Below are 16,537 nucleotides of genomic sequence, written 5' to 3'. Positions count from 1 at the left end.
ATATCTTCATGCCTGACATCTTATATGAAATCCTCAAAAAATTTCTTCATACGATCAAAAATTCCCGGCTTTTCTTCCTCACTCTTCGGCGCTTTGGGACGATTCGCAGCTTTCTTCGCAGGCGAAGCATTACGCATTCTAACCGTACGAATAACACTATGGATAATACCAACACCGCTCGTGTAGCCAGGGTCACGCACACCGATAAAATCAGGAACCGCAATGCGGACAGTCGCTTTCAGTTCCGCTTGGGCAACTGTTAACACGCCTGACATACATACCGTTCCACCTGTTAAGATATATCCGCCTGGCATCTCGCTATATCCTAATCTCTTAACCTCTTGACGCACCATTTGGAAGATTTCCTGAACGCGAGGTTCAATAATCGCCGCTAGATCTAATTGGGAGAATTCTTTCTCGACATTACTGCCAATCCGAATGACTTTGAAGACTTGATCCTCAGCTGCATCCGGGCCATAAGCGCATCCGAACTTCAGCTTCACGCGCTCCGCTTGGTCAGTCAATGTACGAAGCCCGTAGGCAATATCATTGGTGACGAATTCGCCGCCAATTGGCAAAGTCGAAGTTGCGATCATCGCCCCATTCTGGAATACGGCAATGGTCGTCGCGCCTGCACCGATATCGACAAGAATGGATCCCATCGTCTTCTCGTCCTTGGACAATGCTAACTGCCCAGCTGCTAGTGACATAAGCACTAGATCTTTTACTTTCAAGCCTGCTTTTTCAACACATCGAAGTAAGTTATGTATCGCTGTCTTCGCGCCCGTAATGATCGTTGCTTCAACTTCCAGGCGTACGCCAATCATGCCGCGTGGGTCTTGAATACCTTCAAGCCCGTCAACAACATATTGTTTGGCAACCACGTCAATAATCTCTCGCTCAGGTGGGAGAGCAATCACTTCCGCAGCTTTTAACACCCGTTCAATATCTTCATCACCGATCTCACGATCTTCATTTGACACCGCAACTACGCCATGACTCGATTGAAGCCCAATATGATTTCCTGAAATTCCGACAAAAACTTCCGATATTTGAATGCCAACCATACGTTCTGCATGATCGACAGCATTGCGAATCGACTGTACCGTCTGGTCAATATCTACAATTGCTCCTTTTCGAATACCTTCCGAGTCGGCAGATCCAACTCCAATAATATTAAAGGTTCCATTGTTCATTTCACCGATAATAGCTCGAACTTTGGATGTACCGATGTCCAAACTAACAATGATGTCACCGTTGCTCAATCTGTGGCACCTCCTATTTCTACCTAAGTATAATAGTAATATTGTATGACACTCTGTACATATTCAACAAATTTTATGTATTCCCTCTTTTTTCTACAATTTTTTTATTGGTAAATGTTTACCAAAATTAAAAAAAGGAGGACAAACCTATAACTACCATTCTAACATTTTTTCACATTATTGAGTAGTCTCTTTTTCCGGCTCAATGTCCGACGTTACGCGGTCAAACGGCTTATACGTATCTGCTGCTAGCATCGTAATTTGACCCGGTTGCTGTGTCTCGATCACTTTATTCAAATACTCAACCTTATCCTTTAATAAGGAAATGGATGTAGTAATTTCGAACTGTGAACGGGTATACATCTTGATGCGATCCGGGTAAGCTTTCGTGGGGTCGGGGATAATCTCAGAAATATCGGTGAGCAGCTCATCAGGGATAAGCGCTAACTGTTTACACAGTTGTGCAAGAAGCGGATCCTCCGACTTCCACTGGGTTAGAATTGGCTTCTCTACGAGGATATGATCCTTCTGCAGCAAGACATTCGTCCCATTAGAAAGTATACCTGCAATCTGCCCGTTTTCTTGTGATATTTGATACGCTACCGTTGGAAATTCTTGAACATCGATATGGATGACACCCGGGAATTGAAGTTCAATCTTTACGTCTTCAACGGCCTTTAGTTCTCGAATCCGATCGCGGATCGTTCCCTTGCTTGTCCCAAAAAACTGATCTCCCACATGAAGTCCGCTTTTCAGGATCAGCTCTTCTTTTGCTACCATATCGTTACCTGTGATCTGAATCTCTGAAATCTTGCTCACGGACGAACGAAAGAATAGAACAGCTAGAATGACGACAAAAAGAAGTAGCAGAATAAGAAGCAGCTTTCTGCTGGTGTTCTTCTTTACTTTTTTCTCTTTTAATACGGGGAGCTGCTTAACCATTTCTATACCACCTATAAAAGCCTCGATCCCCTCCAGCACTCGCGAAGGGGATGAAGGCGGTTAATTTGCAAAGTCAAGCTGCCTTGCTACTTGCGATTCACGATATATCGTTGCCCCAAGACTTGAGAACAATCGTTCAATCTGATCATAGCCGCGGTCGATATGATGCACTTGTTCGATAATTGTCTTCCCTTGCGCAGCCAATCCAGCGATGACAAGCGCTGCCCCTGCCCGTAAATCCGTTGCTTCAACCGTTGCTCCGAACAATCGGTTTACACCCCGGATAAAAGCAGAATTCAAATCTGTTCGGATGTCCGCACCCATCCGTGTCAGCTCGTCGACATGTTTGAATCGACCTTCGAAAATCGTCTCTTTCATAATGCTAAATCCGTCCGACAACGACAGCAGTACCATAATCTGAGATTGTAAATCGGTTGGAAATGCCGGATAAGGCGAAGTCACGATACGTTCAACAGCGATAGGTCTCGCCTTACTGCTTACTTGTATTATATCATCGTCTACTGCCACTTCAACACCGGCACGCCTTAATACATGGATTAGAGATGTTAAATGCGATGCATTTACATGCGTTAGCGTGACATTGCCTCTGGTGGCTGCTGCAGCGATCATAAACGTCCCCGCGACAATGCGATCCGGGATCACCTCGTATGAACAAGGTGTCAGTTCCTCAACCCCCACAATTGTGATCGTATCTGTTCCCGCTCCGACAATTCGGGCGCCTAACCGATTCAAGAAATTCTGCAAATCCCCAATTTCCGGTTCTCTTGCCGCATTCGTTATGACTGTCGTGCCCTTGGCTAAGACAGCCGCCATCATAATATTCTCCGTCGCGCCAACGCTAGGGAAGTCTAAATGGATATTCGCGCCTATCAGTTGTTCCGCCCTGCAAATAATGCGTTGATCCGTCTGCAATATTTGAGCACCGAGCTCCATAAGTCCACAGAGATGCAGATCAATCTTACGCTCGCCGATCGCACAGCCCCCAGGCTGATATATCTGCACTTCCCCAAAACGAGCCAGCAGCGGACCCATCAAAAATATGGAAGACCGCATTTGCTTCATTAAGGATTCCGGAACATGCGAGGAATTCGCTTCGGTTGTATCAATAACGACGGTATCGTTGATATGCTGCGTCTCACAACCAATATCCTCTAAGATTTGCAGCATGACCTGAATATCCAGCAGTTTCGGAACATTATGAAGCTGTATTCTTCCACGCGTCAGAAGGCTTGCTGCAAGAATCGGCAATGCGGCATTTTTCGCTCCATGGATACGAATGGTTCCTGATAGGGGTCTCCCTCCCTCAATCACCAATTTGTCCAATGTATCACCTCCGAGTTTACCGCTCACCCACGACCAACACTTCCGGCACTAACGAAATCCCATACTTCGACTGGATCGTCTGCCTTATCTCCTCGATTAGGGTGAGAACATCTCTAGCTGTCGCTTGCCCGGTATTCACAATGAAATTGGCGTGTAACGTCGAGACTTCAGCGCCTCCAACACGATAACCTTTCAAGCCCGCTTCTTGAATCAGTCTCGCAGAGAAATCATTCGGCGGATTTCGAAATACGCTGCCACAGCATGGCAACTGATAAGGCTGTGTTTTTCTTCGACGTTCTTTATACGATGCCATAGCGGCCGCGATTTCTTTCCGATCTCCATGCTCGAGCTGGAAGGTTGCTTCAAGAACAATTCCCTTCACCTCTTGTAAGATGGAGTGTCGATAAGCAAATTGCATCTCCGAAGTGGTATACCGTACCAATTCCCCGGTCTCCAGTACAATCTCAGCTTCCTTTAATATACGTGACACATCTGATCCATGAGCTCCAGCATTCATGTATACAGCACCGCCAACCGTTCCTGGAATGCCCCCTGCGAATTCCAAGCCCGCTAAGCCTTCTTTTCCCGCCTTAATGCTGAGTGTGATAAAAGAATAAGCGCCGCCGACACGAACCTCATCACCGGTAAATTGGATGTGATCCATTCCTTCACCTAACTTGATCACAACACCTCGGATGCCTTTGTCGGTCACGAGCATATTGGATCCTTTACCAATAGGGGTCCAAGGAATCCCATGCTTATGCAGCAGCTTGACCGTTTTCACCAGTTGTTCTTTTCCGCCCGGTATGATGAGGACATCTGCAGGCCCTCCGATTTTCCAAGTCGTATAATTCGCTAACGGCTCATTATAGAGCACCTTACCGACGTTCGCGGAAGTTAATTCTGTTATAAACGGCTGCATCTAATGAACCCTCCTTCTATGCATCTCAATAAGAGAAGCGTCATCAGGCATGAATACGACTCCAAATCGGTGTGAATAAACCGGAACTCATGAATGTCTGTCACGATTATAGAGTATCTTATGTCAGACTGAGGGGGAGTGTGACAATCGCCTAAGTTCTTCTCTTGTGTGCAAATTCTCGTTGTATTTATTTATTGTTCTGCGCTAAACGCTGCAATTCACGAACAATGATTTCTGCTGAATCCGGTTGGCCAAGGGAACGCGCACCTTGCGACATTTGCTCGAACCGAATTTTATCTCTCATAATAGCTTCTACGCGAGCGAACAATCGCTCACCATCTAAATCCTTCTCTAAAATCACTTCTGCCGCATTCGCCCGCTCCAAGGAACGCGCGTTAGCTTCTTGATGATTATTCGTTACATTCGGTGAAGGAATGAGTATGGATGGGATCCCTAATGCTGTCAGCTCCGCAAGAGACGATGCACCAGATCGGCCGATGACAAGTGATGTCGCAGCCAGTACGTCCGGCATGTTATGAATGTAAGGCAACACCTGTAAATTCTTCGGCATAGGACTCACCGCTTGCTCGATGCGCTCCTTCGTGCTTGCATAATAACTCTCTCCAGTTACATAGACGAAATGCACATCTGATAGACGTGCAAGCGCAGGTGCCATCTGAACCATTGCATCATTGATCGCTCTCGCCCCACGGCTCCCACCGACAACCATCACAACTCGCCGGCCTTCAGGGATCCCTAGCACGTCATAACCTTTGCGGCGATTGGCCTTAAAGACTGCCGTTGCACGCGGATTACCCGTGTATAGAACATGTTTGCCTTTACCGAAATGCTCCTTGGATTCTGGGAAGCTTAGTGCCACCGTATCTGTGTAGCGGCTCAAAAATTTATTCGTAAGTCCAGGAATGGCATTCTGTTCATGGATCAGCGTTGGAATGCCCAGCTTCGAAGCCGCGTATACGACCGGTCCACATACGTATCCACCCGTTCCAATCACAACGTCTGGTTTAAATTGCTGGAGCAATTTCTTCGAACGATTAACCCCTTGGATGAACCGTAATACTGTCCTGACGTTATCAAGTGATAACTTCCGGCGGAATCCTGTAATTTCAATGGATTCGAATGGTATATTTTCTTTCGGAACTAACGTGCTCTCAAGCCCCTTCGTTGTCCCTATGTATAAAATTTTCGTATCTGGATGTTCTGCTTGACATTGTCTCGCAATCGCAACAGCCGGATAGATATGCCCTCCGGTGCCGCCGCCGCTGAGTACAACTCGCATGACACTCACCTCGCGTAACGGGATATATTGAGTAAAATGCCTAACGCGGTCAGCATTAACGTCAGAGAAGAACCCCCATAGCTGATTAAAGGCAATGTAATGCCCGTAACCGGCATCAGTCCAATAACTACACCAATGTTAATAATGACTTGCACAGCGAACATACCAACGATGCCAACCGCAAGGAAACTTCCGAACGGATCAGATATCGTCATCGCTACGCGCATCCCGCGCCAGACTAAAATAAGAAATAATAATAAGACTGTCATCCCGCCAATAAACCCAAGTTCCTCCGCCAGGATCGAGAAAATAAAATCCGTCTGCGGCTCCGGTACGTAGCTGTACTTCTGGCGGCTCATGCCGAGTCCGAGTCCAACGAATCCTCCTGGCCCAATCGCATACAGCGATTGAATGATCTGGTACCCAGCTCCAAGCGGATCACTCCATGGGTCTAGGAAGGATGTAATTCGGGCAAGCCGATACGGCGCAGCCAAGACAAGACCAACAAACCCCACAACCCCCACCATCGCTAGAGAAACCAGATGCCGAATTTGCGCACCTGCCGAATAAATAACAATAAGCGAGGCTCCGACCATCACCGTACCCGTACCAAGATCGGGTTGTAACATAATAAGTCCAAATGCGAGCCCCATAATGGCAAGCGGCGGAAGCAAACCTCGTACAAACGACTCAAGTTCCTTCTGACGATCTGCGAGCAGCTTCGATAGGAACAGGATCATTGCTAGCTTCATAAACTCAGAGGGCTGGATTCCAAAGGAGCTTATTCCAAGCCAGCTTCGAGCACCTCCCCGTACAGCCCCAATCCCCGGGATTAACACAATGACGAGCAATGCGAAGCAGATGAGCAATGCCACCTTCGCATACTTCTTCCAAACCCAATAGTCTGTGTTCATCGTAAAATACATCGCGATTAATCCAAGTACGGCAAATAGCAACTGGCGCTTCACAAAATAGAACGAGTCGCCGTGCGCGTGGAATCCCACAACAGCTCCGGCACTGTACACCATCACCATTCCGATGCCGAGCAATGCGAGGATCGAGAAGATCAGCCAAATATCTGGCGCGGAACGAGTTTTTGACATGGCAGGCACACCCTTACATTTAAATGTGAGGGCTTGAACATGCCCCCCTATTAAAGATTATGCACGGCCTCTTTAAAAATTCGTCCACGCTGTTCATAGGAAGCAAACATGTCCCAGCTAGCGCATGCCGGGGAGAGGAGCACGATGTCTCCAGGTCTAGCAAGCTGAGCAGCTTGCACCACGGCGTTGCGCAGCGTCTCCGCCGCATCTTCCACAGTATCGACGGTTTTAATATCCAATATCCCCGCTTCTTCCGCAACACGCGCTAACTTCTCACGTGTCTCGCCAAGAGTAACAATTCCACGGACATGTGATTGAAGGGCTGGCATCAGATCCTGAAAATCGAGCCCACGATCTAGCCCCCCTGCGATCAGAATTATATCTTCTTGGAACGCTTGCAGCGCCGTGATTGTTGCAATCGTATTCGTTGCTTTGGAATTATTGTAATAGGTAACATCATTCTTCTTCCCGACAAATTCCAAGCGGTGCTCCACACCGTGGAAATCGGCAAGCGGGACTCTCAGTTCCGAAGGACTCACTCCCGCTGCGATGCTAATTGCTGAAGCTGCTAACGCATTATCAACATTGTATCTTGCTGGAATTCCGATGTGGTCCACTTCGATAATGGTATGCACCTGCGCATCTTGATCTCGGTAGACGACATGACGTGCCACGCCTTCGCTCGCATCGGCATCTGAATCATTCGAATATGGCGGTTCAACGTATACGCCGAATTCAAGGCGCTCCTTGCCTGAGAAAGGCAGCACCTTCGCAGAGACTTCAGCAGCAAGTCCACGGCAGATCGGATCATCCATATTTAACACGGCAAAGTCAGAATTTATCTGATTCGCGAATATCTTCGTTTTGGATGCAATGTAATCGTCCATTGAACCATGATAGTCCAGATGGGTCTCTGCGACATTCAGAAGACATGCGATATGCGGATGGAACGCACTCGTACCTTTCAATTGAAAGCTGCTTAACTCTACAACCATGCGATTCTCGGCCGTTGCCTTCGCGACAGCTTGGACAAGCGGTGTACCGATGTTTCCAGCGACGATCGGGTGCTTCCCTGCGTGTTCTAATATTTTACCCACCCAAGTGGTGGTTGTTGTTTTCCCATTTGAGCCGGTAATCCCAATGATCGGCGCAGCACATATGTAAGAGGCAACTTCAATCTCCGTCACAATCTCGATACCGAGTTGCAACGCTTGCTGTAGTGGCTTAACGCTATAGGGAATCCCTGGATTTTTGACAACGAGGGCCACACCTGGATGAATAAGCTCGTCCGGATGTCCTCCACAAATAACAGAAATGCCCAAAGCTTCTAGTTCGTCAGCTTCGGGACTCTGGTCTCGGTCTTTCTTATCATTGACGATCACATTCGCGCCCCATGAGGCGAGAACTTTCGCGACTTGTAAGCCGCTTTTGGCAAGACCAAGAACTACGACGTCTTGGCCTCGATATGCTTCCGGTAACAACATTGCTCTACAACCCCTTGTTGATATAAAGTCCAAGCCCTGCAAGCAGCAGGCCTACGATCCAGAACGTAATGACGACACGCCATTCCGACCAGCCCGACAATTCAAAGTGATGGTGGATCGGACTCATCTTGAAAATCCGCTTACCTCTTAGTTTGAAGGAACCGACTTGAAGAATAACGGACAACATCTCAATGACGAATATGCCTCCGATAATAATAAACAACAGTTCGGTTTTCGTCAAAATCGCAATCGCCGCAATCGCGCCTCCGATGCCCAAGGAGCCGGAATCGCCCATAAATACTTTGGCAGGATGCGCATTGTATACGAGGAAGCCAAGAACAGCTCCAATCATCGCTGCGGCCGCTATCGCAGACGCATGTCCTTCGACTTGCATCGCAATAACCGCAAAAGCGCCGAATGCGATTGCGCTAACACCCGACAACAAGCCGTCTAATCCGTCGGTGAAGTTAACCGCATTACTGATCGCTAGCATCATTAACGTAATAAATACATAGTAGAACCATCCGAAATCCCATGCCACCGAGGTGCCTGGAATCGCAATGACCGTACTATGATTGTTCGAAATTAAAAGCGCACATACAATGACAGCGAAGAGCAGTTGTCCGAACAACTTCTGCATTGCTGTTAAACCGAGTGATCTTTTGAACACAATTTTAATATAGTCATCAAGGAATCCAACAAGCCCAAATCCTAGTGTTGCCACAAGCAGAACAATAAAGTCCGTATTCATCACGGAAAACTTCAAGAAGCTAAGTGTAAAAGCAAGTAGAATAATAATGCCGCCCATCGTCGGCGTACCTGCTTTTTTCAAATGCCCTTGGGGACCATCCTGCCGAATTTGCTGACCGAATTTCAACCTTCTTAATAGCGGAATACATAATGGTCCTGCAATAACCGCTAACAGAAAAGAAACCCCGATCGTAAGTAATACCAATTTAAAGTCCACTACCGTCACACTCCTAAAATACGATCAAAACCGCACATCCTTGCGATAACAACCATTCATGAATCAGAAATTACAACTATTATAACGCGGTATCTCTTAGCGATCGTACCACTTCTTCCAGTCTCATCCCTCTAGAACCTTTAACCAGGACAAGATCACGCGGTGTTAATACAGATACAAGCTCTTGCACGAGCTCTTCCTTGTCTTGAAATGCTTTTACCCGCTCCGCAGGCATATAAGCAGATGCAGCAGATGCAATTTCCGCAGCAAGTGGTCCATAGGTATACAAGTAATCTATTTTCATTCTTTCGAATTCATGACCAATCAGACGATGCAAATTCACTTCTTCCGGACCTAATTCGAGCATATCCCCCAGCACGACCGTTTTCTGACGGAAACCGCTCATGAGATCGAACAGTTCTAACGCTGCACGAACAGCTGTCGGGCTTGCATTGTACGCATCATTAATGATCGTTAGGCCTGTTACTCCTTCAATCACTTCGGTGCGCATCCCTGTAACTACCAGATTCCGTAGCTGCGCATCCATTTCCTCTTCAGGAACGTCAAAATATCTCGCGACAGCCATCGCAGCCAGTGCATTGGACACATTATGCTGACCAAGCAGCGGAATGAAGTAGCTCGCCTGATCCGAAGTAGACGTTGTGAAAATCGTCCCTCGCGCGTTCAGCATAATACCTGTTGCATAGATGTCATTATCTTGTTCAAAGCCAAAACGAACCTGCGACATCTTCTTCGGCTGTACGGTCGAAGCTTCCTTCAGCACTTGAGCGATTAATGGTTCATCACCATTCGAGACGAGCAGACCGCCTTCACGCAAAGAGCTAACAATTTCGAGCTTCGCTCTAGCAATCTCTTCACGAGAGCCGAGTTGGAGAAGATGTGCATCACCGATGTTCGTAATGACTGCAACCTCAGGACATGCGATTGACGATAACAGTTCAATCTCACCGCGACCACTCATTCCCATCTCAAGCACGATAATGTCCGTATCTGCGTCCATTTGTAGTATCGTTAGCGGTAAGCCGATATGGTTATTGTAATTTCCATTCGTCTTATGAACCTTATACCTCGCGCTGAGCACAGCAGCAATCATATCCTTCGTCGTTGTCTTGCCATTACTGCCGGTTACACCGACAACACGCACAGCCGATTCCCGAAGCACGCTCGCAGCCAGTCGCTGCAACGCGAGCAATGGATCATCGACAAGAATCAATGCCCCATTTACTTCAGGCTGCTCGCGATGTTCAGGCCAGAATGCTGCCTGTGCGCCTTGCGCAAGCGCAGCGCCGACAAAATCATGCCCATCAAAGCGTTCCCCCGCAAAGGGGACAAACAAACAGCCCTCATGGAGTTTACGGGTATCGATCTCGACGGCGTGAACCTGTAAATTTTCATATTGGATATCCGACAGTCTCCCGCCGCATGCATTTGCAATCTCGCGTAGTGTTCTTGTAATCACATTAATGGCCCCTTATCGCTTCTTTAGCAACTTCTCGATCATCAAAGTCGAAAGATTCTTGACCGATGATCTGATAGGTTTCATGCCCTTTCCCCGCAATCAATACTACATCGTGAGAGCTTGCCATTTCAATAGCCTTTTGTATTGCTGATCTACGATCCACAATTAGCTCATAGGACGACTGGCGCGATGTATAATCCATGATTCCTTGTTCGATATCTTTCAAAATAAGATCGGGATTCTCCGTCCGCGGATTATCGGATGTAACGAGGACATGATCAGAATATTCCGCAGCGATTCGGCCCATAATTGGGCGTTTCGTACGATCACGGTCGCCTCCGCATCCGAAGACGCAGAGAATTCGGCCTGTAGCGAATTCCTTCACCGTCTTGAGGACATTCTCAAGTCCATCCGGTGTATGCGCATAGTCAACAATAACAGCATACGGTTGACCAGCATCCACTGCTTCAACACGCCCATCGACACCAGCAATTGATTCAAGACTTGCTTTAATCTGCTCTAGAGAAATGCCTTCCACCAATGCTGCACTGATCGCAGCCAGCGCGTTGTAGACATTGAATTTTCCAACCATCTGCAGCTCTATATCCGCACTGCCACGGAATGTAGTGACATGGAACTGGGTTCCTCGGGAGGTAATCTTAATCTGACTCGCCTGAACATCTGATGGTTGATCCACACCATATGTAATTACCTCAGCTGAAGTTAGCGAACGGAAATAGTCGCTCGCCGCATCATCAGCATTTAGAATGGCATAGGCGTGCTGATCCGGCGATTCCGGAAAATCATTGCCTAGACGCGAGAATAAGAGCCCTTTCGCTGCTTTATATTCTTCCATCGTCTTATGATAGTCCAAATGATCCTGCGTTAAATTCGTAAAGATTGCGGTACGGAAACGGCAGCCTTTGACACGTCCTTGCAGTAGTGCATGGGATGAAACCTCCATCACGCAAGCGTCCGTACCTGCCTCAACCATCGCATGCAGTGATTGCTGCAATTCCAAAGCTTCTGGCGTCGTACGGCTCATCTCCATTTTCTTACCGGCATATCGCATCTGAATGGTTCCGATAATGCCTGGACGCAAACTAGCATCCTCTAAGATCCGTTCGATGAGATAGGTCGTCGTTGTTTTGCCATTTGTACCCGTTACACCGATCATTTTCATTTGCTTACTTGGCGATCCGTAGAAATGATCTGCAAAAACAGCCATCGCATACCTGCTGTCCTTCACAATAATTTGCGGGAGCGGTAGATCAAGCTTACGCTCTACCACCAGCGCCACAGCGCCTTGGGCAACAGCTTTGTCAGCGAATGTATGCCCATCGACGGTATGACCAGGCAAACAAATGAACAAATCCCCCGGTTGCACCTTGCGTGAATCCGTCTGGATCCCCGTCACCTGAATGTCCCCGTCTCCTTCTATTTGTGCAGTTGTTAACCGCGACACGAGCTCCTTCACCAACATGTCTAATCCCTCCATCTTTTTCCTTAATTGTTACGAGTTTCCATTCCAATGCATTCATTTTTAAATTATAACTACTCATTCGGCAATGCTGCTTCACTTCCCATGTAAATCCGAATGGTGGAGCCTTTCTCCACGCGCTCGCCCGGTTTGGGCGCTTGGGCAACGACAACCTTACCCGTGCCTGATTTCGCGAGATTGAAATTGGTGTTCATATCTTGATAGATATCTTCCAAGGTCATCCCCTTCAAATTCGGAACCGTTACGAGCGGTATTTCATCGGGTTTATACGGATGAGCGATCTGATCCTTACGTTTCGGAACGCCCATATATTGTAACGCATCTTCCATAATGTTGCGAACAATCGGCGCAGCGATCAATCCCCCAAATTGAATCCCTTGCGGGTTGTCTACTGCCGTATAAACGACCAATTGGGGGTCATCCGCAGGTGCGAAGCCAATAAATGATACAATATGCTCGTTCGGCGAGTAACGTCCATTAACAACTTTCTGAGCTGTTCCTGTCTTACCGCCAACACGATACCCATCGATAAAAGCTTTACCCCCCGTACCTTTGGCAACAACACTTTCGAGCGCCTCACGGACGATCTTGGAGCTCTCCTCAGATATCACTTGTCGGACAGGCTGGGACTCCATGTTCTGAAGTACCGTCCCTGTCTCCGGCTGAATTAATCGCATCCCAACATGAGGTTGATACAAATACCCGCCATTAATGGCTGCTGCGACCGCTGCGACTTGTTGAATCGGAGTCACCGATACCCCCTGTCCAAAAGCAGTCGTCGCAAGCTCGACGGGGCCAACACGTGATAATTTGAAGAGAATTCCTGTTGCTTCACCATTCAGGTCAATCCCCGTCTTCTGGCCAAAGCCAAAATTCTTTATGTACTCGAACAATTTTTCTTTGCCAAGACGTTGACCTAGCGCCACAAACCCAGGGTTGCAAGAGTTCTCAACGACTTGCAGGAAGGTCTCGCTTCCATGGCCGCCCTTCTTCCAGCAGCGAAGCTTGGCCCCACTCACATCGACATACCCCGGATCATAGAAATGATCATACTTAAGATTGACCTTCTTCTCTTGGACCGCAGCAGCTAGCGTAATGATCTTGAACGTTGAACCTGGCTCGAAGGTGCTCCAAATCGATAGATTGCGATTATAGAGCTCCGGTGCGTATTCCCGATAATTTCCCGGGTCATAACCTGGCTTACTCGACATCGCTAGAATCTCCCCGTTCTTTGGGTTCATCACGATCGTCGTAATCGATTTCGGGTTCAATTGGGCCATCGCCTGATCTTGTTCCCGCTCTACTATTGTCTGTAGATGTTTGTCCAGTGTCAATTGTAAATTCAATCCATCTTGCGGTTCGGTGTACTTCTCGGAGGAATTCGGCATTTGCCGCCCTGCTGCATCAGACAGGAAGGAGACATTTCCCCGTTGCCCCTGCAGCTTGTCATCATAGATCTTCTCCACACCTGTAAGACCGCCGTCGAGCCCGACAATTCCTAGCACTTGACCTGCCAATTCGTTAAACGGATAGTACCTTTTATTGTCCTCCGCGACGACGATCCCTTTTAAGTTCAGATCGCGAACTTGCTGTGCTTTCTCTAGCGTAATTTTACGGCCTGCCGGCTGAATATTGACGATAAAAGAGCCTTTTTTCGATACATATTTAAGCATTGTCTCTTTTGATGTCCCGAGCACATTCGCTAGCGCTGCTGCTGTGGCCTCCTTGTCCTTAATTTGAACAGGAATGGCCAGAATGCTCGGTGAGCTAATATTGTATGCGAGGCGAACGCCATTGCGATCCAATACCTCTCCACGTTTTGCAGAGAACGGAATTTCACGACGCCACAAATCCTCGGCCTCTTTGGAGAGCTCATTTCCCTTATACAATTGCACAAACCCTAGCCTGCCCATCAAGGCAGCAAATCCTACGGTTATGATTAATAATGACAACATAATTCTGCGTCGTACGGTGACACCCGAACTTTTCACAGCGTACCCCTCCCTGTCCATCATGAATGGTTTCATAACAAGACTATTCAGGACAAACAGGGGTTAGAACAAGCTATTTGGGTGGAGGATCACTCGGCGCACCCGTCATCGGTTCAAGCTTGAAGTTCACATGCATTTTATCGCCGTCTTTCGTCGTCTCTTGGCTCACAACATATCCTTCCCCTGTAATGGTATAAGAGATGTCGAGCAAGGTACAGAATTCAAGCACATCCCGAAGCGACGAGCCTTTCATATCAGGCATCGTAATATTTTTGGGGTCTTCCGTAATGAGATAGACCCGATTTCCTTGCGCTAACGGCGTCCCCGCATCAGGAACTTGACGCACAATGTTACTTCCTTTGCCTATCGTATCAAACGTAATGCCTTGATTCGTCAATTTCTCTTTCGCTTCAGCAATCTTCAACTTCAATACATCTGGGACGATGACAACAGGTTTAGCTGGTTTTCCTTCATTCTTCGTCTCGTCTTCTGTCTCTTGCTTCGGTTTACTACTTGGCTCGATACCCAAATATCTTAAAGACTGACTCATGATGGATTTGAAAACAGGTCCAGCTGCTGAACCACCGCCTACGTATTGGTCATTAGGCTCGTCAATAATAACATAAACTAACAATTTTGGATCTTCGACAGGCGCGTACCCGATAAAGGATACAACATACTTATTCGCTTCATATCCTCCACCTTTTTTCGGTTTCTGCGCTGTTCCTGTCTTACCTGCAATTCGATAACCTTCAATGTAAGCACTCTTACCTGTACCGATCTTCTGGTCCGATACAACCTGTTCCAAATATTCCCCCACTTTGCGTGAAGTCTCTGGTGATATGACCTGTCTGACCATCGTCGGTTCAATCTTGGTGGTTGTGTTGGTTGTTGGATCAATGATTTCTTTGACAAGACGCGGTGCCATAAGCTTCCCGCCATTCGCAACAGCGGCAACACCAGCAACCTGCTGGATTGGTGTAACAGCAACACTCCCTTGACCAAATGAAGCTGTTGCTACTGCGGCATTCGAATCCAGACGCAATAGTCCTGCTTGTTCACCGAACAACGGCATGCCTGTCTTCTGTCCAAAGCCGAAATCTTCTAAGTACTTCTCCAGTCTATCTTTCTGCAAACGTTCATACCCTAATTTGACGAAGGCGACGTTACTCGAACGCTTCAACCCTTCTAAGAATGTAATTTCACCCCAACCTCCGCGTTTATGGTCACGTATTGGCCATCCGCCAACTTTGATTGTACCCGATTTATATGTTTCGTTTGGATTGAATAGCCCCTCCTGTACCGCAGCAGCAAGTGTAATGATCTTGAATGTGGAGCCGGGCTCATAGACCGATTTAATGGAATGATCATAGAAGTTCTTCTGATTCTTCGTTTCCCAATATTTATTCGGATTATAGTTCGGCATACTGGCCGTCGCAAGAATATCCATCGTACTCGGATCAGCTACGATGGCCGTTGCGCTAATGGGCTGATACTTGTTGTATACTTCCTTTAGCGCTTCTTCGGTAAAATGCTGAATATTCTGATCAAGTGTCAGCACCAAATTTTTACCATCTTTCTCCGGTTTATAGATCTCGTCAGCTGAAGGCAATTTGTACCCTTTTCGGTCCTGATCATAAGAAATGGAACCATCGGTTCCTGCTAAGTCCTTATCAAAGAATGCCTCAAGTCCTGTAACCGCCTTGCCTTGCTTGTCGGTATACCCGAGTAAATGTGAAGCTAACGAATCGTTCGGATAGAAGCGCTTTGTCTCTTTTAACAGGTAAATGCCCACATCCGCGTTTTTCCCAACTTTGTCTCGAAGCTCATCTATATAAGCATTAATCTTATCCGCAAGATCTTGATCAATCTTCCAGCCTTCCTCACGGATTTCACGTTGATCATAATATGTACCATTATTTTTCTTCGCCGTCACCAATGTCATAACCTCAGGTAGTGGTTTGTTCAATATTTCACTCAGCTTAGCAGCGATGGGTTCTTCCAACTTCAGATCATGAATTCGCTTCGGATTCACAGCAACGGTATAAGCAGGTGCATCTACTGCCAATGTATTCATGTTACGGTCGAATATCGTTCCACGAACAGCATCCAACTTAACGGTCGTCGACCACGTTTCTTTCGCTTTTTCTGTCAAGAATGACGCATCTACCACCTGAACCCAGAAAATTCTCACTAATAGAATAAAAAAGAGGATGGTAATACATCCTCCGATAAACA

General features: G+C 47.2%; 12 protein-coding genes. All 12 read right to left on the bottom strand.

Annotated elements, in window-relative coordinates; genetic code table 11:
* Nucleotides 1–20: 20 nt before the first annotated feature.
* The 12 genes from ftsA to ACFQZR_RS02760 all read right to left on the bottom strand — a co-directional run bounded on the left by ftsA (nt 21) and on the right by ACFQZR_RS02760 (nt 16,493).
* A complete protein-coding gene (gene ftsA / locus ACFQZR_RS02815) occupies nt 21–1,265 on the bottom strand; it encodes a cell division protein FtsA (RefSeq protein ID WP_379342665.1) in 1,245 nt (414 codons plus the stop codon).
* Between the two features lie 177 nt (nt 1,266–1,442).
* Nucleotides 1,443–2,207 (bottom strand): cell division protein FtsQ/DivIB, encoded by a 765-nt coding sequence (locus ACFQZR_RS02810; protein WP_379342663.1) that lies wholly within the window; start codon nt 2,205–2,207, stop codon nt 1,443–1,445.
* Nucleotides 2,208–2,267: 60 nt separating this feature from the next.
* On the bottom strand, nt 2,268–3,551 hold the full coding sequence (gene murA, locus ACFQZR_RS02805; RefSeq protein WP_379342661.1) for a UDP-N-acetylglucosamine 1-carboxyvinyltransferase: 1,284 nt from the start codon (nt 3,549–3,551) through the stop codon (nt 2,268–2,270).
* A gap of 16 nt (nt 3,552–3,567) precedes the next feature.
* The gene (gene murB / locus ACFQZR_RS02800; RefSeq protein ID WP_379342659.1) at nt 3,568–4,473 is read right to left on the bottom strand and encodes a UDP-N-acetylmuramate dehydrogenase; all 906 of its coding nucleotides are present in this window, start codon (nt 4,471–4,473) and stop codon (nt 3,568–3,570) included.
* A 187-nt stretch (nt 4,474–4,660) separates the two neighbouring features.
* A complete protein-coding gene (gene murG / locus ACFQZR_RS02795; protein ID WP_379342657.1) occupies nt 4,661–5,773 on the bottom strand; it encodes an undecaprenyldiphospho-muramoylpentapeptide beta-N-acetylglucosaminyltransferase in 1,113 nt (370 codons plus the stop codon).
* Between the two features lie 5 nt (nt 5,774–5,778).
* Nucleotides 5,779–6,876 (bottom strand): stage V sporulation protein E, encoded by a 1,098-nt coding sequence (gene spoVE, locus ACFQZR_RS02790; protein WP_379342655.1) that lies wholly within the window; start codon nt 6,874–6,876, stop codon nt 5,779–5,781.
* A 50-nt stretch (nt 6,877–6,926) separates the two neighbouring features.
* Complete coding sequence (gene murD, locus ACFQZR_RS02785; RefSeq protein ID WP_379342653.1) at nt 6,927–8,360, bottom strand: UDP-N-acetylmuramoyl-L-alanine--D-glutamate ligase; 1,434 nt, start codon at nt 8,358–8,360, stop codon at nt 6,927–6,929.
* Nucleotides 8,361–8,364: 4 nt separating this feature from the next.
* Nucleotides 8,365–9,327, bottom strand: a complete 963-nt coding sequence (mraY, locus tag ACFQZR_RS02780) for a phospho-N-acetylmuramoyl-pentapeptide-transferase (RefSeq protein WP_379342651.1) — start codon at nt 9,325–9,327, stop codon at nt 8,365–8,367.
* A 79-nt stretch (nt 9,328–9,406) separates the two neighbouring features.
* Nucleotides 9,407–10,807, bottom strand: a complete 1,401-nt coding sequence (locus ACFQZR_RS02775; RefSeq protein ID WP_379342649.1) for a UDP-N-acetylmuramoyl-tripeptide--D-alanyl-D-alanine ligase — start codon at nt 10,805–10,807, stop codon at nt 9,407–9,409.
* Nucleotide 10,808: 1 nt separating this feature from the next.
* Nucleotides 10,809–12,290: a UDP-N-acetylmuramoyl-L-alanyl-D-glutamate--2,6-diaminopimelate ligase gene (locus ACFQZR_RS02770; RefSeq protein WP_379342648.1), complete on the bottom strand. Its 1,482-nt coding sequence runs from the start codon at nt 12,288–12,290 to the stop codon at nt 10,809–10,811.
* Between the two features lie 71 nt (nt 12,291–12,361).
* The gene (locus ACFQZR_RS02765) at nt 12,362–14,299 is read right to left on the bottom strand and encodes a stage V sporulation protein D (protein ID WP_379342647.1); all 1,938 of its coding nucleotides are present in this window, start codon (nt 14,297–14,299) and stop codon (nt 12,362–12,364) included.
* A gap of 73 nt (nt 14,300–14,372) precedes the next feature.
* Nucleotides 14,373–16,493, bottom strand: a complete 2,121-nt coding sequence (locus ACFQZR_RS02760; RefSeq protein WP_379342646.1) for a penicillin-binding protein — start codon at nt 16,491–16,493, stop codon at nt 14,373–14,375.
* Nucleotides 16,494–16,537 lie beyond the last annotated feature (44 nt).

The organism is Paenibacillus sp. GCM10027629 (genome assembly GCF_042676425.1).
GTDB lineage: Bacteria > Bacillota > Bacilli > Paenibacillales > Paenibacillaceae > Paenibacillus_K > Paenibacillus_K terrigena.
The sequence above is the reverse complement of the archived record's forward strand: the minus strand, read 5'-3'. Positions and strand labels throughout refer to the sequence as shown.

Excerpts from the sequence above, each read along its gene's own strand:
- spoVE (WP_379342655.1), bottom strand. The coding sequence starts at position 6,876 with ATGTCAAAAACTCGTTCCGCGCCAGATATTTGGCTGATCTTCTCGATC.
- ACFQZR_RS02770 (WP_379342648.1), bottom strand. The coding sequence starts at position 12,290 with ATGTTGGTGAAGGAGCTCGTGTCGCGGTTAACAACTGCACAAATAGAA.
- ACFQZR_RS02810 (WP_379342663.1), bottom strand. The coding sequence starts at position 2,207 with ATGGTTAAGCAGCTCCCCGTATTAAAAGAGAAAAAAGTAAAGAAGAAC.
- murB (WP_379342659.1), bottom strand. The coding sequence starts at position 4,473 with ATGCAGCCGTTTATAACAGAATTAACTTCCGCGAACGTCGGTAAGGTG.
- murD (WP_379342653.1), bottom strand. The coding sequence starts at position 8,360 with ATGTTGTTACCGGAAGCATATCGAGGCCAAGACGTCGTAGTTCTTGGT.
- murG (WP_379342657.1), bottom strand. The coding sequence starts at position 5,773 with ATGCGAGTTGTACTCAGCGGCGGCGGCACCGGAGGGCATATCTATCCG.